General features: G+C 59.1%; 22 protein-coding genes and 1 tRNA gene. 15 read left to right on the forward strand and 8 right to left on the reverse strand.

What is annotated here, in order from left to right; translation table 11 throughout:
• Window positions 1–55 precede the first annotated feature (55 nt).
• A complete protein-coding gene (locus FHX05_RS08305) occupies window positions 56–238 on the forward strand; it encodes a hypothetical protein (RefSeq protein WP_183871275.1) in 183 nt (60 codons plus the stop codon).
• Window positions 235–1,329, forward strand: coding sequence for a tyrosine-type recombinase/integrase (locus tag FHX05_RS08310; protein ID WP_183871276.1), 1,095 nt, complete (start codon window positions 235–237; stop codon window positions 1,327–1,329). Before FHX05_RS08305 ends, FHX05_RS08310 begins: the two co-directional genes overlap by 4 nt.
• A 30-nt stretch (window positions 1,330–1,359) precedes the next feature.
• On the opposite strand, the gene FHX05_RS08315 is transcribed toward FHX05_RS08310, so the two are convergent.
• A tRNA-Ser gene (locus FHX05_RS08315) sits at window positions 1,360–1,449 on the reverse strand.
• 233 nt (window positions 1,450–1,682) lie between these two features.
• Between FHX05_RS08315 and FHX05_RS08320 the strand changes: the two genes are divergently transcribed.
• The 9 genes from FHX05_RS08320 to deoA all read left to right on the forward strand — a co-directional run bounded on the left by FHX05_RS08320 (window position 1,683) and on the right by deoA (window position 10,325).
• The gene (locus tag FHX05_RS08320) at window positions 1,683–2,000 is read left to right on the forward strand and encodes a hypothetical protein (protein WP_112412776.1); all 318 of its coding nucleotides are present in this window, start codon (window positions 1,683–1,685) and stop codon (window positions 1,998–2,000) included.
• A gap of 364 nt (window positions 2,001–2,364) precedes the next feature.
• Complete coding sequence (locus FHX05_RS08325; protein WP_041677159.1) at window positions 2,365–3,360, forward strand: BMP family ABC transporter substrate-binding protein; 996 nt, start codon at window positions 2,365–2,367, stop codon at window positions 3,358–3,360.
• A gap of 80 nt (window positions 3,361–3,440) precedes the next feature.
• A complete protein-coding gene (locus FHX05_RS08330) occupies window positions 3,441–4,952 on the forward strand; it encodes an ABC transporter ATP-binding protein (RefSeq protein WP_112399443.1) in 1,512 nt (503 codons plus the stop codon).
• Between the two features lie 7 nt (window positions 4,953–4,959).
• Window positions 4,960–6,063, forward strand: a complete 1,104-nt coding sequence (locus FHX05_RS08335; protein ID WP_112610776.1) for an ABC transporter permease — start codon at window positions 4,960–4,962, stop codon at window positions 6,061–6,063.
• Window positions 6,064–6,073: 10 nt separating this feature from the next.
• Complete coding sequence (locus FHX05_RS08340; protein WP_112414860.1) at window positions 6,074–7,045, forward strand: ABC transporter permease; 972 nt, start codon at window positions 6,074–6,076, stop codon at window positions 7,043–7,045.
• A 3-nt stretch (window positions 7,046–7,048) separates the two neighbouring features.
• A complete protein-coding gene (locus FHX05_RS08345; protein WP_112412774.1) occupies window positions 7,049–7,441 on the forward strand; it encodes a cytidine deaminase in 393 nt (130 codons plus the stop codon).
• Window positions 7,438–8,244, forward strand: coding sequence for a purine-nucleoside phosphorylase (locus FHX05_RS08350; protein ID WP_112610778.1), 807 nt, complete (start codon window positions 7,438–7,440; stop codon window positions 8,242–8,244). The genes FHX05_RS08345 and FHX05_RS08350 overlap by 4 nt, the downstream gene beginning before the upstream one ends.
• The gene (deoC, locus tag FHX05_RS08355) at window positions 8,241–9,014 is read left to right on the forward strand and encodes a deoxyribose-phosphate aldolase (protein ID WP_112338444.1); all 774 of its coding nucleotides are present in this window, start codon (window positions 8,241–8,243) and stop codon (window positions 9,012–9,014) included. Before FHX05_RS08350 ends, deoC begins: the two co-directional genes overlap by 4 nt.
• 3 nt (window positions 9,015–9,017) lie before the next feature.
• A complete protein-coding gene (gene deoA, locus FHX05_RS08360; RefSeq protein WP_183871277.1) occupies window positions 9,018–10,325 on the forward strand; it encodes a thymidine phosphorylase in 1,308 nt (435 codons plus the stop codon).
• 49 nt (window positions 10,326–10,374) lie between these two features.
• Here the strand turns inward: deoA and FHX05_RS08365 are convergent, their stop codons facing one another.
• The 7 genes from FHX05_RS08365 to FHX05_RS08395 all read right to left on the reverse strand — a co-directional run bounded on the left by FHX05_RS08365 (window position 10,375) and on the right by FHX05_RS08395 (window position 15,879).
• Window positions 10,375–10,899, reverse strand: a complete 525-nt coding sequence (locus FHX05_RS08365) for a TIGR02281 family clan AA aspartic protease (protein WP_183871278.1) — start codon at window positions 10,897–10,899, stop codon at window positions 10,375–10,377.
• A gap of 126 nt (window positions 10,900–11,025) precedes the next feature.
• Window positions 11,026–11,655: a uracil phosphoribosyltransferase gene (upp, locus tag FHX05_RS08370; protein WP_015338410.1), complete on the reverse strand. Its 630-nt coding sequence runs from the start codon at window positions 11,653–11,655 to the stop codon at window positions 11,026–11,028.
• A gap of 121 nt (window positions 11,656–11,776) precedes the next feature.
• A complete protein-coding gene (locus FHX05_RS08375; RefSeq protein WP_183871279.1) occupies window positions 11,777–12,745 on the reverse strand; it encodes an adenosine deaminase in 969 nt (322 codons plus the stop codon).
• Window positions 12,742–13,962, reverse strand: coding sequence for a phosphopentomutase (locus tag FHX05_RS08380; RefSeq protein ID WP_183871280.1), 1,221 nt, complete (start codon window positions 13,960–13,962; stop codon window positions 12,742–12,744). The genes FHX05_RS08375 and FHX05_RS08380 overlap by 4 nt, the downstream gene beginning before the upstream one ends.
• Window positions 13,963–14,092: 130 nt before the next feature.
• Complete coding sequence (locus tag FHX05_RS08385) at window positions 14,093–14,665, reverse strand: TadE/TadG family type IV pilus assembly protein (RefSeq protein WP_112338550.1); 573 nt, start codon at window positions 14,663–14,665, stop codon at window positions 14,093–14,095.
• A gap of 14 nt (window positions 14,666–14,679) precedes the next feature.
• On the reverse strand, window positions 14,680–15,300 hold the full coding sequence (locus tag FHX05_RS08390; protein WP_183871281.1) for a TadE/TadG family type IV pilus assembly protein: 621 nt from the start codon (window positions 15,298–15,300) through the stop codon (window positions 14,680–14,682).
• 153 nt (window positions 15,301–15,453) lie between these two features.
• Complete coding sequence (locus tag FHX05_RS08395) at window positions 15,454–15,879, reverse strand: pilus assembly protein N-terminal domain-containing protein (RefSeq protein ID WP_015338415.1); 426 nt, start codon at window positions 15,877–15,879, stop codon at window positions 15,454–15,456.
• A 403-nt stretch (window positions 15,880–16,282) separates the two neighbouring features.
• On the opposite strand from FHX05_RS08395, the gene FHX05_RS08400 reads away from it, so the two are divergent.
• The 4 genes from FHX05_RS08400 (at window position 16,283) to FHX05_RS08415 (ending at window position 19,561) form a co-directional block, all read left to right on the forward strand.
• Window positions 16,283–16,465: a Flp family type IVb pilin gene (locus tag FHX05_RS08400; protein WP_183871282.1), complete on the forward strand. Its 183-nt coding sequence runs from the start codon at window positions 16,283–16,285 to the stop codon at window positions 16,463–16,465.
• A 92-nt stretch (window positions 16,466–16,557) separates the two neighbouring features.
• Window positions 16,558–17,070, forward strand: coding sequence for a prepilin peptidase (locus FHX05_RS08405; protein ID WP_183871283.1), 513 nt, complete (start codon window positions 16,558–16,560; stop codon window positions 17,068–17,070).
• A gap of 161 nt (window positions 17,071–17,231) precedes the next feature.
• Window positions 17,232–18,047 carry a Flp pilus assembly protein CpaB gene (gene cpaB, locus FHX05_RS08410; protein ID WP_183871284.1) on the forward strand — a complete coding sequence of 272 codons (816 nt, stop codon included), beginning with the start codon at window positions 17,232–17,234 and terminating at the stop codon, window positions 18,045–18,047.
• A 14-nt stretch (window positions 18,048–18,061) separates the two neighbouring features.
• Complete coding sequence (locus tag FHX05_RS08415; protein ID WP_183871285.1) at window positions 18,062–19,561, forward strand: type II and III secretion system protein family protein; 1,500 nt, start codon at window positions 18,062–18,064, stop codon at window positions 19,559–19,561.
• The last annotated feature ends 36 nt before the right edge of the window (window positions 19,562–19,597 follow it).

Genomic DNA, 19,597 nt, shown 5'->3' on the forward strand with positions numbered 1-19,597 from the left:
CGCTGCGGGCGGCTCAAGCGACGGAGCCGCCTGCTCCACCAATGAGGGTAAGTGAATGGTCCAGTCTTCAAAAATTCGCCAGAACGATGCAAAGCGCCTCTTCAAGGCTGCGCTCGAAGCTGGCTTCGAGAACGCAAAAATTACCATTCATCCCGATGGCCGCATTGAGGCTCTCGCATCGTTTGCAGAACAGGCACGCACGGCTTCTGAAAACTCTTGGGATGAAGTGCTGAAATGAAAGGGAAGCGCCGGAACGGCCTGCCAAAGCATTGCTCGCTGGTTATCGACCGGCATAAGAAGCGGCGCATCCGCTTCCGTGCAAAGGGCGTAGATACTTATCTCCCTTACCCGCCTTCCGGTGCCGAATTTGAAAAGGCGTATGGGGAAGCACTTGCAGGTGTCACGGAGTGGCGCGCAAACATAGGTGCAAGCCGTACTAAAGCCGGAACCTTCGATGCCCTGGCGGTTTCCTATTACCGGTCGCCGGAGTTTCAGGGCCTTCGCGATAGCACGAAGCAGACTTATCGCCGTATCATCGAGAAGTTCCGCGAGCAGCATGGCAAGCGCGTCATGCGTGATCTTCGCCGTGACCACTTGAAAGCGCTCATCGGTGATATGGCGGATCGCCCACAGGCGGCAAATCGCCTGCTCTCACTGCTTAAGATTTTGCTCGACCACGCGCTTGATAATCGCTGGATCGCCGCGAACCCTGCACAGGGAATTAAAGGCTTTAAGAAGAAGACAAAGGGATTTCACACGTGGACTGAAGCGGAAATTGCCGCCTATGAGGCGCAGCACCCGGAAGGAAGCAAGGCGCGCCTAGCACTTGTTCTTCTGCTTTACACTGCGCAGCGCCGCAGTGATGTGGTTGTGATGGGATGGGAAAAGCTCAAGGGCAAATACATTCAGGTCAAGCAGGTTAAAACCGACGTTGAGCTCGACCTCTATATGCTTCCTACTCTGACGGACGCAATTCGCGCCCTCCCGCGCGACAAGCCGACGTTCCTGACTACGGAATTTGGCAAGCCGTTTACGCCAGCCGGTTTTGGGAACTGGTTTCGGGACCGTTGCAACGAAGCCGATTTGCCGCACTGCACTGCTCATGGTCTCCGCAAAGCGGCCGCCCGCCGGATGGCAGAGGGCGGCATGAGCGGCGATGTAATCAAGGCCGTTACCGGCCACACCAATCTCAAACAAGTATCCATCTACACCGCCGCAGCCAATCAGGCCGCTCTTGCGGAGAAGGGTCTCAAGGCCATCGGTGGGACGAAAACCAGAACGAAATCTGTCCAACCAAAGCAAAAAGTTGGACAAAGGAAAGGCGAATAATATGGAAAATCAAAGTCTTAATGAAGAGAATGGCGGACAAGGTGGGATTCGAACCCACGGTACGCTTTCACGCACACACGCGTTCCAGGCGTGCGCCTTAAACCACTCGGCCACCTGTCCATCTGCACTTTCGCATCCGATAAAGGAGCTATTGTGGGAACGGCGCGATATATACCGATGAATTTTCTAGGATCAACCCGAATCTGACAGTTTTTTGACTTCTGGACAAAAAACTCTGCGTCTCATCCCCATTGCGCTTATTTCGCGCTCCACTTATCTAAAGAAATGGATGAGGCGGCATAAGACCAGTCGGCCCGCAAAGGCGTGACGTAGTTGAGTATCGGGAGGAGTTTATGCGTTTCCTGTTGCGTTTTACCAGCCTTGTCGCGCTGGTGGTGGCTGTGATCGCCGGCACCATCGATTCCATTCAATCCGTGGCGGCTTCCGCCGTGGTCATGACCCCGATGGGTGATGCGTGGAACGATGTCAGCCCTTCATCGCTGGCAAGCCTTCGCTCGACCATCGCCTATTATGTTCATCCTCGCTTCTATGACTTGGCGATGCAATGGCTGCTGTTTCAGCCGGCCTTTGCGGTCTTTCTAGTGATCTCGCTGCTTCTGTGGGTGATCGCCTACAAGCGTCAGCCCGCAGCCGGACGCTTCAGCGCCTGAAAGGGGCTGCGTTTCGCTCTGTGCCATTTGGGGATTTTGGTGACGTCGGAGAATGTCTGGCGATGGGCTTGCAGCTATGCTGTGGGGAGCAAAAGGGGCGATTGCGAGGTGCTGACTGGCAGCTGTTCTGACCAATAAAATTGCAGTTTTGGCCCGAAATTGTTTAAAAAAAGGGTCGTTTGGATGGGTTTTCACCAATTCCCACAAATCTTTACCAACTGAAAAATTTCTCGTGAATTTTTCATGCAGCCATGCAAGGATGCGCGCCAGCTTGGCCTCGGGGAGGTCGGCGGTTCCGCAGACTTGCCCGGTCAACGGGCTTGCGGGAGGACCCAACAAGATAGAAACAATAGGGCTGCACCACATGAAAAAATCCCTTTTGACCCTTTTCGCCCTGGCTGCCATGTCGGCAACGGCGCTTGCGGCCGATATCAAGCCGGCAATCGTTTACGGAACCGGCGGCAAGTTCGACAAATCCTTCAACGAAGCTGCATATAACGGCGCCGAAAAATTCAAGAAGGAAACCGGCATCGCTTACCGCGACTTCGAGCCGACGGGCGACACCCAGGGCGAACAGGCGCTGCGCAACTTCGCGAGCAAGGGCTTCAATCCGGTTATCGCTGTTTCTTTCGCATGGACCTCGGCACTTCAGAAGGTTGCTGCCGAATATCCGAAGACCGAATTCGTCCTGATCGACGACAGCCTTGACCTGCCGAACGTCCGCTCGGTCAAGTTCAAGGAAAACGAGGGCTCCTATCTCGCCGGCGTCATGGCTGCCATTGCCTCGAAGTCCGGCAAGATCGGTTTCGTCGGCGGCATGGACATTCCGCTGATCCGCAAGTTCGAATGCGGCTACGAGCTCGGTGCGCGTGCCACCAATGCGAAGATCGAAGTTTTCCAGAACATGACCGGCACCACCGGCGCTGCCTGGAATGACCCGGTTCGCGGCGGGGAACTCACCAAGAACCAGATCGACCAGGGCGCAGACGTTGTCTACGCGGCTGCCGGCGCAACCGGCCTCGGCGTGCTGCAGACCGCCGCCGACAACAAGAAGCTGTCGATCGGCGTCGACTCGAACCAGAACTACCTGCATCCGGGTTCCGTTCTGACCTCTGTCGTCAAGCGCGTCGATCTGGCCGTTTACAATGCCTTCAGCGACGCCAAGAACGGCAAGTTCACGCCTGGTACGCAGGAGCTCGGCCTGAAGGAAGACGGCGTTGCCGTCGCTATGGACGACAACAACAAGTCGCTCGTCACTCCGGAAATGCAGGCTGCCGTCGACAAGGCCCGGACCGATATCGTCGCTGGCACCATCAAGGTCCACGATTATCTGACCGACAACGCCTGCCCGAAGAACTGATATGAAATAAGGGCGTATGACGGGACAAAAACGTCATACGCCCTTTTCTTATCCGGAAACCGGTTTCTGGAGCCCCTATAGTGAGCCAAATCTCTGCCATCGAGCTCGTGGGCATCGACAAGAAGTTCGGTGCTGTCCACGCCAATAAAGATATCAACCTGACCGTCGCCAAGGGCTCGATCCACGGGATCATCGGCGAAAACGGTGCCGGGAAATCGACTCTCATGTCGATCATCTACGGATTCTATCAGGCCGACAGCGGCGAAATCCGCATCAACGGCAATCCCATCGCCATCCGCGACAGCCAGACGGCAATCGCATCCGGTATCGGGATGGTGCACCAGCATTTCATGCTGGTCGACAATTTTACCGTCCTTGAAAACGTCATGCTGGGCGCCGAAGGCGGCGCGCTTCTCGCAAAGGGGGTAGCGGCCGCACGCGCCGAGCTCAACCGGCTGGAAAAGGATTATGGCCTGGAAGTCGATCCGGATGCGTTGATCGAAGAGCTCCCCGTCGGTCAGCAGCAACGCGTCGAGATCCTGAAGGCGATGTATCGCGGCGCCGAGATCCTCATCCTCGATGAGCCCACCGGCGTCTTGACGCCGGCGGAAGCGGACAATCTTTTCCGCATCCTTCGCGTCCTTCGCGATCAGGGCAAGACGATCATCCTCATCACCCATAAGCTGCGCGAGATCATGGCGATCACCGATACGGTGTCGGTCATGCGCCGCGGCGAGATGGTGGCCACGCGCAAGACGGCGGAAACTACCGTCGAGGAACTGGCCGAACTGATGGTTGGCCGCCGCGTGCTGCTGCGCGTGGAGAAGGGTGAACCCAATCCGGGCGAGATTCTGCTCTCGGTGCGCAACCTCACCGTCAAGGACGGCCGTGGCGTCACCATGGTTGACAATGTCTCCTTCGATGTCCGCGCTGGCGAAATCGTCGGTATTGCCGGCGTTGCCGGCAACGGCCAGTCCGAACTGCTGGAGGCGATCGCCGGTATCCGCAAGCCGGCTTCGGGCGAGATCCTGCTCCATGGCAAGCCGATCGGCAACGCCGATCCCGCAGCACTCCGCGATCTTGGCCTTGCCCATATTCCGGAAGATCGCCATCACATGGGCCTCGTCCTAAAGTTCGAGGAGTATGAGAATTCCATGCTCGGCTATCACCGCGACCGCAAATACGGGCGCGGCGGCATGCTCGATCTCGATGCCATGCGCAAGGATGCCATCGAGAAGATCGAGAAATACGATATCCGCCCGCCAAACGCGCGGCTGAAAACAGCCAATTTTTCCGGCGGCAACCAGCAGAAGATCGTCGTCGCCCGTGAGATCGAGCGCGATCCGAAGGCTCTGCTGATCGGCCAGCCGACGCGCGGCGTCGATATCGGCGCCATCGAATTCATCCATCGCCGCATCATCGAGATGCGCGACGCCGGTAAGGCCATCCTGCTGGTTTCGGTGGAGCTGGATGAGATCCGTGCGCTTTCGGACCGTATCCTCGTCATGTTCGCCGGCCATATCGTCGGTGAGAAGTCGGCTGAGGCCGGTGAACAAACACTCGGCCTGATGATGGCCGGCATTGCCGCGTGAGGCGTATATGAGCACGGCTTCCGTTCCGCTCCCCAATTGGATCACCTACGGTCTGATCCCCCTTCTCAATCTCATTGTTGCCTTCCTGATCTCCGGCCTCGTCGTCTGGTTCATCGGCGAGAGCCCGCTCGATGCCCTTATCCTGCTGCTGCAGGGCGCGCTTGGCAGCGGCGAAGGCATCGGCTTCACGCTGTATTATGCGACGAGCTTTATCTTCACCGGCCTGTCGGTCGCCGTCGCCATCCATGCCGGCCTTTTCAATATCGGGTCGGAAGGCCAGGCCTATGTCGGCGGTCTTGGCTGCGCCCTGGTGGCGCTGACCCTCGACCATTATGTGCCCTGGTATGTGACGATGCCCTTTGCCGTCATCGGCGCGGCGATCTTCGGGGCGCTTTGGGCCTTCATTCCTGCCTGGCTGCAAGCCAAGCGGGGCAGCCACGTCGTCATCACCACGATCATGTTCAATTTCATCGCATCGGCGATGATGAACTTCCTGCTGGTGCATATACTGATCGTTCCGGGCAAGATGGCCCCTGAAACCCGCACCTTTCTGGAGGGCGGTCAGCTGCCGAAGCTCGGCTGGTTGATGGATCTGTTCGGCTCGACCATCGGTGCGGCGCCGCTCAACGTCTCATTCCTGATCGCGCTGGTTATGTGCTTCCTGGTATGGGTGCTCGTCTGGCGCACCAAGCTCGGCTATGAAATGCGCACGCTGGGCCTCAGCCCGACCGCTGCGGTCTATGCTGGCATTCCCTATGCCCGCACGGTCGTTATCGCCATGCTGCTTTCCGGCGGCCTTGCCGGCATGATGGCGCTCAATCCCGTCATGGGCGCATCCGCGCGCCTGCAGGTCGAGTTCGTGCTCGGTGCGGGCTTCGTCGGCATCGCCGTGTCGCTGATGGGCCGCAATCATCCGCTTGGCATCATCGTGGCGGCGATCCTGTTCGGCATTCTCTATCAGGGCGGCGACGCGCTCTCCTTCGACATGCCGAACATCACGCGCGACATGATCGTGGTGATCCAGGGTCTCGTCATCCTGTTTGCCGGTGCTCTCGAATATATGTTCCGACCTGCGCTTGTGCGCATCTACCAGACATTCGCCAGGACGTGAGGATCGGACGATGGACTATTATGATCTTCTCATCAGCATACTTGGTTCGACGATCCGCCTGTCGATTCCGTTGATCTTCACGGCGCTGGCGGGCCTGTTTTCCGAGCGCGCCGGCATCTTCGATATCGGCCTTGAAGGCAAGATGCTGGCCTCGGCTTTTGCTGCCGCCTGCGTCGCCTCGATCAGCGGCTCACCCTGGGCCGGCCTTGGCGCGGGCATTGTCGTCTCTGTCGTCGTCGGCCTGCTGCACGGTTTCGCATCGATCACCAATCGCGGCAATCAGATCGTCTCGGGCGTCGCGATCAACTTCCTGATGGCTGGCCTGACCATCGTTCTCGGTCAAGCCTGGTTCGGTCAGGGTGGCCGTACGCCCACTTTGCCTGCCACTGCACGTTTTTCCGGCATCACCCTGCCGGGCGCTGATGCCCTTCGCGACGTTCCGTTCATCGGGCCGCTCTATGCGAATGTCATCTCCGGCAACAATATCCTGACTTATTTGGCCTTCCTGACGGTGCCGATTTCCTGGTGGATTCTTTATCGCACCCGTTTCGGTCTGCGGCTGCGTGCCGTCGGCGAAAATCCCGGCGCCGTCGATACCGCCGGCATCTCGGTCGAATGGCTGCGTTATCGCTCGCTAATAGCAGCCGGCATTCTCTGCGGCTTCTCCGGCACCTACCTCGCCATCGCCCAATCGGCTGCCTTCATCAACAACATGTCGGCGGGCAAGGGCTATATCGCGCTTGCCGCACTGATCTTCGCAAAATGGAAGCCGGTGCCGGTCATGTTCACCTGCCTTCTGTTCGGCTTCCTTGATGCCTTCGCCAATTTTATGCAGGGCAAGGCGGTTCCGGGCATCGGCGAGGTGCCGGTACAGATTTTCCAGGCGCTGCCCTATATCCTCACCTGCATCCTGCTTGCAGGCTTTATCGGTGTCGCCAAGCCTCCGAAGGCCGGTGGCGTGCCCTATACCAAGGAGCGCTAGTCTATGTCGCATGATCTGTTCGAGGCTGCGCGCAGCGCGATGGCGTTCGCGCATGCTCCCTATTCGAAGTTTCCCGTTGGCGCGGCGATCCGTGCGGAGGACGGCAAGATCTATACCGGCGCCAATATCGAGAACCTGTCCTTCCCGCAGGGCTGGTGCGCCGAACCGACGGCAATCGGCCAGATGATCATGGGCGGTGCCAAGAAGATCGTCGAGATTGCCGTCATCGCCGAGAAGCTGCCGCTCTGCCCGCCTTGCGGCGGCTGCCGGCAGAAGATCGCCGAATTTGCCAGCAAGGAGACGCGCATCTATCTTTGCGACGAAACCGGCGTGAAGAAGACCATGACCATGGACGAAATGTTGCCCTTCAGCTTCGAAACGGAGGTGCTCGGATGAGCGCGGCCGTCGATATCCTCACCGAGAAGCTCGGCGAGTTGAAGCCGCGCTATGGCATCGTCCTGGGTTCCGGCCTCGGCTCTCTCGTGGATGAGGTCAAAGACGCGCTGCGCATTCCCTATGCCGATCTGCCCGGCTTCCCGGTCAGCGCCGTCTCCGGCCATGCCGGCACGCTGGTCGCAGGCAAGCTCGGAGATGTCCCCGTCATCATGCTTTCCGGCCGGGTGCATTACTACGAAAAGGGCGACGCCAATGCCATGCGCGGGCCGATCGAGACCTTGAAGGCACTCGGCGTCGACACGCTCATCCTGACGAACTCGGCCGGATCGCTGCGCGAAGAAATGCCACCGGGCTCGGTGATGCAGATAACCGATCACATCAACTATTCCGGCATGAACCCGCTGATCGGCGAGGAGAGCGACAGACGCTTCGTCGGCATGACCAGCGCCTACGACCTCGACCTCATCATGCGCATGCGCAAGGCGGCGGAAAAGGCCGAGATCAAGCTGTCACATGGCGTCTATATGTGGTTTTCCGGCCCGAGCTTCGAAACGCCGGCCGAGATCCGCATGGCGCGCATCCTCGGTGCCGATGCCGTCGGCATGTCGACGGTGCCGGAAGTCATCCTGGCGCGTCTTTTCGGTTTGAGGGTTGCCGCTGCCTCCGTCATCACTAACTATGGTGCTGGCATGACCGGCGGCGAGCTCTCGCATGAGGAGACGAAGGACATGGCTCCGGTCGGCGGCGCGCGGCTTGCCGCTATCCTGAAAGAAATGATCGCGGACGAAGGAGATCCACAATGACCGGCCATTCGCTGAGAGAAACGGCAGCCGTTGCGCTTTCCCTTCTCGATCTCACCAATCTCAAGGATGACTGCACCCCGGCTCAGATCGAGGCGCTGTGCGCCCGTGCGCAATCGCCCTATGGCAATACGGCCGCCATCTGCATCTGGCCGCGTTTCGTCGCACAGGCGCGCGGCATTCTCGGTGTCGATCATGCCATAAAGATCGCGACCGTGGTGAATTTCCCGGCCGGCGATATGGAGGTGGCCGATGTCGCTGCCGAAGCGCGCGAAGCCATTGCCGATGGCGCCGACGAGATCGATCTGGTCATTCCCTATCGCGCCTTTCTGGCGGGCAATGAGCAGGCCGTCACCGATATGGTTGCCGCGGTGAAGGCCGAATGCAAAGGCCCGGTCCTTCTGAAGACGATCCTCGAAACAGGCGAGCTTAAGGATGTTGCACTGATCCAGCGCGCATCGGAACTCGCGATCGATGCCGGATCCGACTTCATCAAGACATCCACCGGCAAGGTCGCCGTCAACGCGACGCTCGAAGCCGCTGACATCATGCTGCGCGCCATCCGTGCTAGCGGTCGCAACGTCGGCTTCAAGCCGGCGGGCGGCATCGGCTCTGTCTCCGACGCGGCTCTGTATCTCAGCCTTGCCGAGACCATCATGACACCTGATTGGGCTATGCCTTCGACCTTCCGTTTCGGTGCATCGAGCCTGCTCGACGATATCCTGAACGTGCTGGCAGGCGGTGAGTCCAAGACGGCGTCTTCGGGCTATTGATCCATGATCCCGCAGGAGATCATCCGGCAGAAGCGTAACGGCGCCACCCTCTCGGCCGCCGATATCGATGCGTTTATCGGCGCATTAGGGCGTGGCGAACTGGCGGAAAGCCAGATCGGCGCCTTCGCCATGGCCGTCTGGTTTCGCGGCATGACGCGGGAGGAAACGGTGGCGCTGACGCTCGCCATGGCCCGCTCCGGCGATACCCTCTCCTGGCAAGGCATCGACAGGCCGATTGCCGACAAGCATTCGACTGGCGGCGTCGGCGATAACGTTTCGCTGATGCTCGCCCCAATTGCCGCCGCCTGCGGCCTCGCCGTGCCGATGATTTCGGGTCGCGGTCTCGGCCACACCGGCGGCACGCTGGACAAGTTGGAATCCATTCCCGGTTACGGGATCACGCCGGATGCCGCCCGTTTCCGCAAGGTGGTCGATGAGGTTGGCTGCGCCATCATCGGCCAGACCGGCGCGCTGGCGCCCGCCGATGGCAAGCTCTATGCCGTGCGCGATGTCACCGCGACCGTCGATTCCGTACCGTTGATCACCGCCTCCATTCTGTCGAAGAAACTGGCGGCGGGGCTGGAAACGCTGGTGCTCGACGTCAAGATCGGCAGCGGCGCCTTCATGACCTCGCAGGAAGAAGCCGAGACACTGGCGCGCTCGCTGGTGGAGGTGGCCAATGGCGGCGGGGTCAAGACTTCGGCCCTCATTACCGACATGAACCAGCCCCTGGCCGATGCGGCGGGCAATGTGGTCGAGCTTCGCAACTGCCTGGATTTCCTGAAGGGCAACAAGGCAGGCACGCGGCTCGAGACCGTCGTGCTGGCCTTCGCAGCTGAAATGCTCGTTCAGGCCGGCATTGCCGCAAGTGCTGCCGATGCGGAGAGAAGAGCGCGCGAGGCTCTGACCTCAGGCAAGGCGGCAGTGATCTTCGGCCGTATGGTGCACGCCCTTGGCGGCCCCGCCGATCTGCTGGAACACCCGGATCGCTATCTGGCGAGTGCGCCGGTGCAGAAGCCCGTTTTCGCTGTCGCCGATGGCTTGCTTGGCGCCTGTGATGCGCGGGAGATAGGCATGAGCGTCATCGATCTCGGCGGCGGCCGTCGCCGCCCGCAGGACAAGATCGATCATCGCGTCGGCTTCACAGACATTCTGCCACTCGGAACGAAGGTGAGCAGGGGCGATCGTATCGCCACCGTGCACGCCGCCGACGAGGCAAGCGCGCAAAAGGCCGCGGTCGCTTTGTCGGCTAACTATCGCATCATGGATACGGCGCCCGCTTTGTCGCCTGTCATTCTCAGACGGATTTGATCTGAAGGCGCCAGTCGGCCACTTCGCAGTCTCCGGAAGGCCTTCTATCCTATTGCTTCAGAAGCAATGTGCCGTTCTGAACACCATAGGAGTTCAGCTTCGTCATGAAGCTCATGCCGATCAGCGCTGTGCTCAATGCGTTATCCTTTGCCACCACGGCGTCGATATCGCGGACCCGGATCGTGCCGATCTCCAGGCGGTCGAGTTTGATGTGGGCGACCTTTGACGTGCCATTCGCGGTCTGGACCGTGTAGCGATAGTCGAGATCGACGCCGCTGAAGCCGAGGCTGCGCGCGGTGCTTTCGTTCATTGCCACATAGGTCGCGCCGGTATCGATCATCCCGTGCACAGAGCGGCCATTGATGGTGAAATCGCCTTCATAGTGGCCGCCCGCATTGGCGCGCAGCTGAACGCTGCCATAGGAAACGGGAGCTTCCGCCTTCGGTGGAGCAAGCGAAACCGCTTCGACCGGCGCCGGTTTCGCGGCATGTTCGCCATAGCTGCTCACCAGCATCGGCATCTGGGTCGCCGCAACGGCGATGACACCGGCAAAGGCAAGAACGCGAACGAACATCGGCAAGGCCCCTCCTGCGGGCCATGCCATTTATAAGCCGAGAGTGCTGAAAGGATGCTAAAGCAATCAATAAAAAGCCCGGCAGTCGAATAACTGCCGGGCTTCCTGAAAAGTATTAGAGCGGGTTTACTTGGTGCCGTACATGCGGTCGCCGGCATCGCCGAGGCCGGGGACGATGTAGCCCTTTTCGTTCAGGTGGCTGTCGATGGCGGCCGTGAACACCGGAACGTCCGGATGCGCCTTGCGGAAATTGGCGATGCCTTCGGGAGCCGCCAGCAGGCAGAGGAAGCGGATGTTGTGCGCACCGCGCTCCTTCAGCTTTTCGATCGCGGCAATCGAGGAATTGCCCGTTGCGAGCATTGGATCGACGACGATGATCAGGCGCTCGGAGATATCCTCGGGCGCCTTGAAGTAATATTCGACCGGCTGCAGCGTTTCATGATCGCGGTAGACGCCGATATGCGAGACGCGGGCCGAGGGCACGAGATCGAGCATGCCTTCGAGCAGGCCGTTGCCGGCGCGCAGGATCGAGGCGAAGACCAGCTTCTTGCCCTCGAGGATCGGCGCATCCATTGGCTGCAGCGGCGTCTCGATGGTCTCGATGGTCAGTTCGAGGTCGCGCGTCACTTCGTAACAGAGCAGCGTCGAAATCTCGCGCAGCAGCCGGCGGAAGCTTCCCGTCGACGTGTCTTTCTTGCGCATGATTGTGAGCTTGTGTTGCACAAGCGGGTGATCGATGACAGTGACGCCGTCCATGGTTTCAGCCTTCCAGTAATTCCGCGGTATAAGATGGTTCTTCCACGGAAATCGCCTCTGGTGCAAGGAAATAGGCCACTTTGGGAGATTTCATCCCCAATCTGCGGCCAAAACCCTCATTTTACAGTTTTGATAGCAACGCCGCCCGTGTCGCCTCGTCCACAAACGCCGCCTTGATCGCCGTGCGCGTCATCGCATTGATCTCGTCGTCGCTGAAGCCGAAGGCTGACGACGCAAGCTCGTATTCCCGCTCGAGCGAGGTGTGGAAGAAGGGCGGATCATCGGAACTTATCGTCACCTTCACGCCGGCGTCGCGCAGCTTGCGCAGCGGATGTGACTGGAAATCCGGAAAAACCTTCAGCGCGACGTTGGAACCGGGGCAGACTTCCAGAACGGTGCCGAGATCGGCAAGACGTCTGACGAGATCCATATCCTCAATGGCGCGCACGCCATGGCCGATACGCTGCGGGCGCACCAGATCCACCGCGTCGGCGACGCTAAATGCGCCGCAGACCTCGCCGGCATGGATGGTGATGCCGAGGCCGGCTTCGCGGACGATGTCAAAGGCGCGGGCGTAATCGGCGACGCGGCCCATTCGCTCCTCGCCGGCCATGTTGAAGCCTGTTATCAGCGGATTGTCGCTCTTGGCGGCATACTCCGCCGCCTTCACCACGCGCTCCGGGCCGAAGTGCCGTTCGCCGGTTACGATCAGCCGTGCTTCGATACCGGTCTTGGCCTTGGTGGCACGGATGCCGGCGGAGACGCCTTCCATATAGGCGTCGGCGCCGAGGCCGATGCGGTCGCCATGGTCGGGCGAGACGATGAGTTCGCTATAGATCGTGCCGATGCCGGCAAGCTCTTCCAGATAGGTTTCTGTCAGCAGCGCATAGTCTTCCTCGGTGCGGTAGACCTCGGAAACCTTGTCGTAGCAGACGAGGAATTCGGCAAAATCCTTCCAGAGGTAAACGCCGTCCTTGAGGAAGGCGCTGGTGTCGACTCCGTATTTCTCCGCTTGTGCGAGGGTCAACGCCGGTGGAGCCGCGCCCTCCAGATGGCAGTGCAGCTCCACCTTCTTCAAATGCGATGTCAAAGGAAGCTCCTCCCGTGCGGTCCTGCCGCAATTCCCAAATGTTTCGCAACCGTCTCGCCGATATCCGCATAGGTCTGGCGGACGCCGATGGATCGGGAACGAATGCCCGGTCCGTAAGCCATGACGGGCACGCGCTCGCGTGTATGATCGGTGCCGCGCCAAGTCGGGTCGCAGCCATGATCGGCGGTCAGAATGACGAGATCGCCGGCCTTCAGCTTCTTATGCACCTCAGGCAGGCGCGCGTCGAAGGCTTCGAGCGCTGCGGCATAGCCTGGCACGTCGCGGCGATGGCCATAGACCATGTCGAAATCGACGAAATTGGTGAAGACAAGATCGCCGTCCGCTGCTTCGTCCATGGCCTTCAGCGTCGCATCCATCAGCGCCATGTTGCCATTGGCCTTGATGACTCTGGAGACGCCCTGATGGGCAAAGATATCGCCGATCTTGCCGACGGCATGCACCGTGCGTTCGGCCTTGACCAGACGGTCGAGCAGTGTCGGCTCGGGCGGCAGAACGGAAAAGTCGCGACGATTGCCGGTTCGCTCGAATGTCGCCACCGTCTCGCCGATGAAGGGGCGGGCGATGACGCGGCCGATATTGTAGGGATCGAGCAGCGTGCGTACGATCTTGCAGAGGCCGATCAGCCGGTCTAGGCCGAAATGCTGTTCGTGTGCTGCAATCTGGAAGACGGAGTCGGACGAGGTATAGCAGATCGGCTTGCCGCTGCGGATGTGCTCTTCGCCGAGCTTTGCGATGATATCCGTGCCGGAGGCATGGCAATTGCCGAGAATCCCCGGCAGATCGGCGGCTTCGCAGATGGCCTTCACCAGCTCCGGCGGAAAGGCATCGCCCTCGGCCGGAAAGTACCCCCAGTCGAACATGACGGGCGTACCGGCGATCTCCCAATGGCCCGAAGGTGTGTCCTTGCCGTGGGAGACCTCATTGGCGCAGCCATAGAGACCATAGAGTTTTTCCGGCAAAGGCATGCCGGCGGGATAGTTGCCCGTTGCCGCCTTGGCGATCTCCAGCAGGCCGAGGCCCGACAGGATCGGCAATGTCAACGGGCCTTGGCGAAGGCCTGCTCGATCGGCCGCGCCCGCAGCGCAGAATTCCGCGATATGGCCAAGCGTGTCGGCGCCTTCATCCCCGTAGCTTGCCGCATCGGGGCCGCCACCCACGCCGAAAGAATCCAGAACGAAGAGAAAGGCGCGCGCCATAGATCACCCGATAGAATACCGTCACCCGGCAAGTCTTCCGGGTCATTGGACGTCACCCATATAACGGAGGCATCGACTTGGCAATTTTCCGTTTGGAAGCCCCGCCAGGCGCCTCTCTGCGGCGGCGTTCTCAGCAATCGCTGCAGCTGATCGAAGTGCCGACGCGCTGGCGATAGTAATATTGTCGGCTGATGGTGATCTGGTTTGTACCGCTTGGCAGGAAATTGGCACCAAAGCTGAGGAGCTGATAGGGGAGGGCAAGTTCGCTGCGGACGAGGAATGTGCTTGCCTGGTTCATGTTGGCCGGCAAAGTGACCGTCGAGCCAACCGTATATGGCCTAGTTCCGTCCTGTGCCCAGGACCATGCGACTGTCGCCTTGCCTGAAGCGTCGATGGTGATGCCGGTGATCTTCAGCGTCAGGCCGGTGGTGCCATAGGGTGCGAAGATAGCGCCGGCTACCGAGGGCATTGTCGCAAGCACGGACTTTGTGATCGACGATTGCTGCGAGACGATATCGGCGATCGAACCGGCCGAACGGCTGGCTCGTTTCGAGGCGCTGAGGCCGACGGTAAGCTCGAAGGCACCGAGATAGAGCATCAGCAATACGGGAAAAAGAATGGCGAATTCGATGGCGCCCACGCCGCGCTCGTCGCGGGCGAATCGCCGCAACATGCCCGAGGGCGCATTTTCTTTCGCGGTCATGTTTGCGGCCCTGCTCACGGATAATTCTCGTTCTGAAAGGCCGCCGTTGCGACGATGAGATAGACCGAGGCCGAACCGTCGGTCGGGTGCACGTTGGTCAGATAGGGGCGCAGCAGGTCCGTTATGATCCCCCAGCGATAGTAGGCGCGCACCATGTTCAGCGACTTGGCCCCGCCCGGTGTGAAGGCGAAACCTGTGGTGCTGAGATCGGAATAGGGATCGGTCGAGGATTTGCGGGGAATCGTTGTCGGCATGGATGCGAAGCTCGAATAGCTTTGCACATCAAGGTAGAGGTTTGTCGGCGTCTGTAGTTCGGAAGATGAGCACGTAATGAGCACGGAAATCTGATTGCAGAATGCCTGCCGGAATTGCTGCGAGCTGGTATTAGCCGCAGTAATCTGCCCGGTTCTGATCTGACGCGATAGAGTATCGACGGCGTTCGAAACGACTTGTTCCGCAGTAAAGGCGACAAAGGTTTCGATAATGGCGAAGATGATCAGAAAATAGGGAATCGCAAGCAGAGCGAATTCGATCGCTGCCGTCCCATCGCGAGAGCGCACGAATTCGCGCAATTTACCCCGGGCATGCCGCCGTGCAGGGCTTGTATTGGCGAGAAGCGCGTTATCAGGCGTCATAGGTCATCCGCGATGTTTAAACGCGGAGAACACTAGAGTTGCTTTCTTGATAATCCGTTTCTCTTCTCTATTCATATTTAGAGGAAACTGGGATTATCGATCGCAATATAATTCTTTGAAAGTACTTTAGAATATTTGCGCTATCGAATGTTATTATGGCCCTGCGGCCGCGGTCGGTGTCGCCGTATTGTTTTGCTGGGCGTGCTGTTCGCAATTCGGCGTGCATGACAGCACGGCGCGATCCGTCTGGCGGAAAACGCGGACCGTATTGCCTTCGTCGATCGATACCAGGATCTGCTCGTCGACGATCGCATTGCCGTCGGTATCGAGCAGGATGATATTCGTCGTGCCGAAGCTTCGGCCTGTCAGTACGATGGTTTTCGGATCGGCGACCGTTGCATCGGCGACCTGCGAATTGCCGACGATGACCTTGCTGACGGGGCGGTCCAGCTTCAACACGCGCGCGTGATCCATATAGACGCGCAGCATGCTCTCTCCGGCAGCGTGGGAAAGCTGCGGCATCATGCCGGCCGCGGCAACAATGCAGGCAAGGAATGCTGTTCTGCCGCCGATTGGCATGGCTTGGCCTCTTGGAAAGCGATAGTGAAAAGAATTTCCGGATAGAATGGGAAAGAATGGTGAATGAACGATTAAGCTGACCAGGCGTCGTTCGATTATGGCTCGGATGTGTCATTCGCGCGTCATATCATCCTATCATTGCGAAAATCCTGTATTGTTTCGAGACGAATTGCATGTAGCGCTAATATTCGCCCATCTAATAATTTCCATTTGGCTGAAAAACTTCTTTAAAACGGAAAGAAGAACATAAAACTTGCATTAACTATTCTATTTTCGCTTTTGTATTTACTGTATATTAACCTAATTCTTTAAAGCGATGGAAACGGCGCACAGCTACCGTGCAGTTCATCCGATCAACGGCAACAGTTGGCGGACGTGCTGTCAACAAAGTGGAGTTAAACTTATGTCCAAGCTTTTTTCGCGTTTCCTGAAGGATGAATCCGGCGCGACCGCAATTGAATATGGCCTGATCGCTGCCCTGATCTCGGTCGCTATCATCACTGCTGCCACCACGCTCGGCAATACGCTCAGCAACACCTTTAACTCCATCTCCAACCATATGAACAATGCCGCTGCAAAGTATTAAGCATTAATGATACGCGTTGCAGGTATATAAGACAAGAAACCGCCCAAGTATTGGGCGGTTTTGGACTTCATAACTTTGCACGGGCGCTCGAGATGATTGAAGCCGCGACATTGCTGATTTTCCCGCTTTGCATGTCGGTTGCGGCTATCTCCGATCTTCTGACCATGACGATACCGAACCGGATATCGCTCATCCTTCTCAGCGCTTTCGCCGTCCTTGCGCCATTGCTGGGATTGCCTTTGGCTGAAGTCGGGATGCACGTTGGCGCTGCAGCTATCGTTTTCTGCTGCTGTTTCGTGCTGTTCGCCATAAATGTCATGGGCGGAGGCGACGCAAAGCTGCTGGCGGTATCCGCGCTCTGGTTCGGTCTCGATCCTTCCCTTCTTGCTTTTCTGGTTTACGTCTCGTTCCTTGGTGGTGTGTTGACGGTCGTCGTTCTCCTGTTGCGCTCTCAATCCGATGCCATCACGGCGATAAGTTTGCCACTGCCGAATTCATTGCTTGGTGCCGAGAAGATTCCTTACGGCGTTGCGATTGCCATTGGCGGTTTCCTCGCCTTCCCAGCTTCGCCGCTCGTTATCGCAGCGACACAGCGGGTGCTTTAAACAGCAACGAGCGCGTACAATTTCTTCTTATATAAATAAGGTCTAATATACACCAAGTAATCATGGTTAAATAACAATAAATGTAACCACCCATTAACCATAATTACACCAATTGCCGGTCATTCTGCAGGGCGAAGAATCCTGTTCCTCAAGGAATGACCATGAAACCCGCTCGCATAATGATACTCGCAGTAGCAGCCGTCGCGGCCGGGATGGCCGGTCTGCTCGCGATGCGCCTGGCGGGTTCGCGCGATATCGTTCCCCAGCAGATCGCGGCGGTCGTGGAGAAGGAGGCGACGGTCAACGTTCTCGTTGCCGGTGCCAATCTGCCCGTCGGTTCGCGTCTCAACGAACAGTCGATCCATTGGATGCCTTGGCCCGAAAGCGGTCTCGTCAAAGGCCTCGTCACCGAACGCGAACGGCCCGATGCTCTGAAAGATCTGACCGGCGCTGTTGTTCGTCTGCCGATCTTCGAGGGCGAGCCCATCCGCGAGGAGAAGATTGCCGATTCCAACAGCCGTATCCTTTCCTCATTGCTGCCGGCCGGCAAGCGGGCCGTCGCCACGGAGATTTCCGTCGCCACCGGTGCCGGCGGCTTCATTCTTCCGAACGACCGCGTCGACGTCATCATGGTGCGCAAGGGTTCGCAGCAGCAGCTCGTCACCGAAACCGTGCTCAGCAACGTTCGCGTTCTGGCAGTCGATCAGCAGATCGAGGAAAAGCAGGACGGAAGCAAGGCCGTCGTCGGCGCAACCGCGACGCTGGAGCTGACGCCGGACCAGACGAAGGTCCTGGCGGTCGCGCACCAGATGGCCGATCGCCTGACGCTGGCATTGCGCTCTGTTGCGGACGCGCAGCAGTCCGATACGACGGCCGCCGATTATCTTCTCGCCGGCGACAATGGCGGCAGCATGATCCAGGTCATCAAATCCGGAGCAATCGTGACCGACGGCCCGACCGGGCCGAAGCCGCAGTGAGAAGGGGCGAGACCATGTTCAAGACAAGCAACAAAGCCAGCCTCTCCCTTGGTGTAAGCCTCTCCTTCTCGATCGCCTTTGCCGGGCTGCCTTTGGGTCCGGCCTTTCTGCGCACGCCTGCGGCCTTCGCGGGCGGTTCCGACAGCATCGTGACGATAGCCGGCCTGGGCACGAAGCGCACATTGAAGCTGGGCCTCAACAAGGCGCTTGTCGTCGATCTGCCGGCCGATGCCCACGATATCCTTGTCTCCGATCCCAAGATGGCCGATGCAGTGACGCGAACCTCGCGCCGCATCTATCTTTTCGGCAAGACGGTCGGTCAGACCAATATCTTCATCTTCGGCGCCGACGGCAAGGAGATCGTCAGTCTCGATCTGCAGATCGAGCGCGACATTGCCGGACTTCAGGCCAATCTCAAGCGCTTCATTCCGGACTCCGACATCAACGTCGAGATCGTTTCCGACAACATCGTCATGACCGGTACGGTGCGCACGCCCCAGGATGCGACACGTGCCGAGCAGCTTGCACAGGCCTTCCTCAAAGGCGGCGAAGCGACCACTCGAAACCAGACTGCCTCGGGCAGCGGCGACAACAATGCGGTCGCCATTTTCGCGGAAACACGGCAGACCTCACAGATCGTCAACATGCTGCAGATCGAAGGCGAGGATCAGGTGACGCTCAAGGTGACCGTCGCCGAAATCAAGCGCAGCGTGCTGAAGCAGATCGGCTTCGACAATCTCGTCAGGAATTCTTCCGGCTTGACGGTTGCCCAGCTCGGCAGTCCTGGCGCGGATGGGACTGCGGCGGCCGGCGGCGGCGGCCTGGCCAGCTTGTTCAAGACCGCCATCGGCAAATACGATATCAGCACCTACCTCAATGCTCTCGAGCAGGCTGGGGCCGTCCGTACGCTGGCCGAGCCGACGTTGACGGCGATCTCCGGCCAGGCCGCGACCTTCAATTCGGGCGGTCAGACCCTATACGCCGTCACGAACAAGGACGGGACCGTCACGGTCACGCCCTTCACCTACGGTATCAGTTTGGCCTTCACGCCTGTCGTGCTGTCTGCCGGACGAATCGCTCTGCATGTGCAGACCCAGGTCTCCAATCCGGTTGGCACGGCCAACGCCGGCACGGCAACCTACAACCAGCGCGCCGCCGATACTTCGGTGGAGTTACCGTCGGGCGGCTCGATCGCTTTGGCCGGTCTCCTGAGCGATACCATTCAGCAGACCACCAACGGCACGCCGGGCGCCTCGAAGATTCCGATTCTCGGCGCTCTCTTCCGTCAAAAGAGCTTTCAGCGCGATGAAACCGAGCTGGTCATCATCGCGACGCCTTATCTGGTGCGGCCGGTCGCCCGTAGCCAGCTTGCCCGCCCCGACGATAACTTCTCGCCGAGCAACGATATCAGCGGCGTCTTCATGAATCGTGTCAACAAGATCTACGGCCGCAAGGACGGGCCGCCGGTCGCCGATGCCGATTTCCACGGCACTGTCGGCTTCATCTACAAGTGAGGAGAGACCGATCATGACGCGCGCCTTTTCAACCGG

It is taken from the genome of Rhizobium sp. BK491 (genome assembly GCF_014194925.1).
Lineage (GTDB): Bacteria > Pseudomonadota > Alphaproteobacteria > Rhizobiales > Rhizobiaceae > Rhizobium.

Bases quoted from the DNA above. Each gene is read 5' to 3' on its own strand.
- FHX05_RS08335 (WP_112610776.1), top strand. From the start codon at position 4,960: ATGAGCACGGCTTCCGTTCCGCTCCCCAATTGGATCACCTACGGTCTG.
- FHX05_RS08390 (WP_183871281.1), bottom strand. From the start codon at position 15,300: ATGACGCCTGATAACGCGCTTCTCGCCAATACAAGCCCTGCACGGCGG.
- FHX05_RS08345 (WP_112412774.1), top strand. From the start codon at position 7,049: ATGTCGCATGATCTGTTCGAGGCTGCGCGCAGCGCGATGGCGTTCGCG.
- FHX05_RS08405 (WP_183871283.1), top strand. From the start codon at position 16,558: ATGATTGAAGCCGCGACATTGCTGATTTTCCCGCTTTGCATGTCGGTT.
- upp (WP_015338410.1), bottom strand. From the start codon at position 11,655: ATGGACGGCGTCACTGTCATCGATCACCCGCTTGTGCAACACAAGCTC.
- deoA (WP_183871277.1), top strand. From the start codon at position 9,018: ATGATCCCGCAGGAGATCATCCGGCAGAAGCGTAACGGCGCCACCCTC.
- FHX05_RS08350 (WP_112610778.1), top strand. From the start codon at position 7,438: ATGAGCGCGGCCGTCGATATCCTCACCGAGAAGCTCGGCGAGTTGAAG.
- FHX05_RS08385 (WP_112338550.1), bottom strand. From the start codon at position 14,665: ATGACCGCGAAAGAAAATGCGCCCTCGGGCATGTTGCGGCGATTCGCC.
- FHX05_RS08310 (WP_183871276.1), top strand. From the start codon at position 235: ATGAAAGGGAAGCGCCGGAACGGCCTGCCAAAGCATTGCTCGCTGGTT.
- FHX05_RS08320 (WP_112412776.1), top strand. From the start codon at position 1,683: ATGCGTTTCCTGTTGCGTTTTACCAGCCTTGTCGCGCTGGTGGTGGCT.
- FHX05_RS08325 (WP_041677159.1), top strand. From the start codon at position 2,365: ATGAAAAAATCCCTTTTGACCCTTTTCGCCCTGGCTGCCATGTCGGCA.
- FHX05_RS08380 (WP_183871280.1), bottom strand. From the start codon at position 13,962: ATGGCGCGCGCCTTTCTCTTCGTTCTGGATTCTTTCGGCGTGGGTGGC.
- deoC (WP_112338444.1), top strand. From the start codon at position 8,241: ATGACCGGCCATTCGCTGAGAGAAACGGCAGCCGTTGCGCTTTCCCTT.
- FHX05_RS08395 (WP_015338415.1), bottom strand. From the start codon at position 15,879: ATGCCAATCGGCGGCAGAACAGCATTCCTTGCCTGCATTGTTGCCGCG.
- FHX05_RS08340 (WP_112414860.1), top strand. From the start codon at position 6,074: ATGGACTATTATGATCTTCTCATCAGCATACTTGGTTCGACGATCCGC.
- cpaB (WP_183871284.1), top strand. From the start codon at position 17,232: ATGAAACCCGCTCGCATAATGATACTCGCAGTAGCAGCCGTCGCGGCC.
- FHX05_RS08365 (WP_183871278.1), bottom strand. From the start codon at position 10,899: ATGTTCGTTCGCGTTCTTGCCTTTGCCGGTGTCATCGCCGTTGCGGCG.
- FHX05_RS08415 (WP_183871285.1), top strand. From the start codon at position 18,062: ATGTTCAAGACAAGCAACAAAGCCAGCCTCTCCCTTGGTGTAAGCCTC.
- FHX05_RS08400 (WP_183871282.1), top strand. From the start codon at position 16,283: ATGTCCAAGCTTTTTTCGCGTTTCCTGAAGGATGAATCCGGCGCGACC.
- FHX05_RS08305 (WP_183871275.1), top strand. From the start codon at position 56: ATGGTCCAGTCTTCAAAAATTCGCCAGAACGATGCAAAGCGCCTCTTC.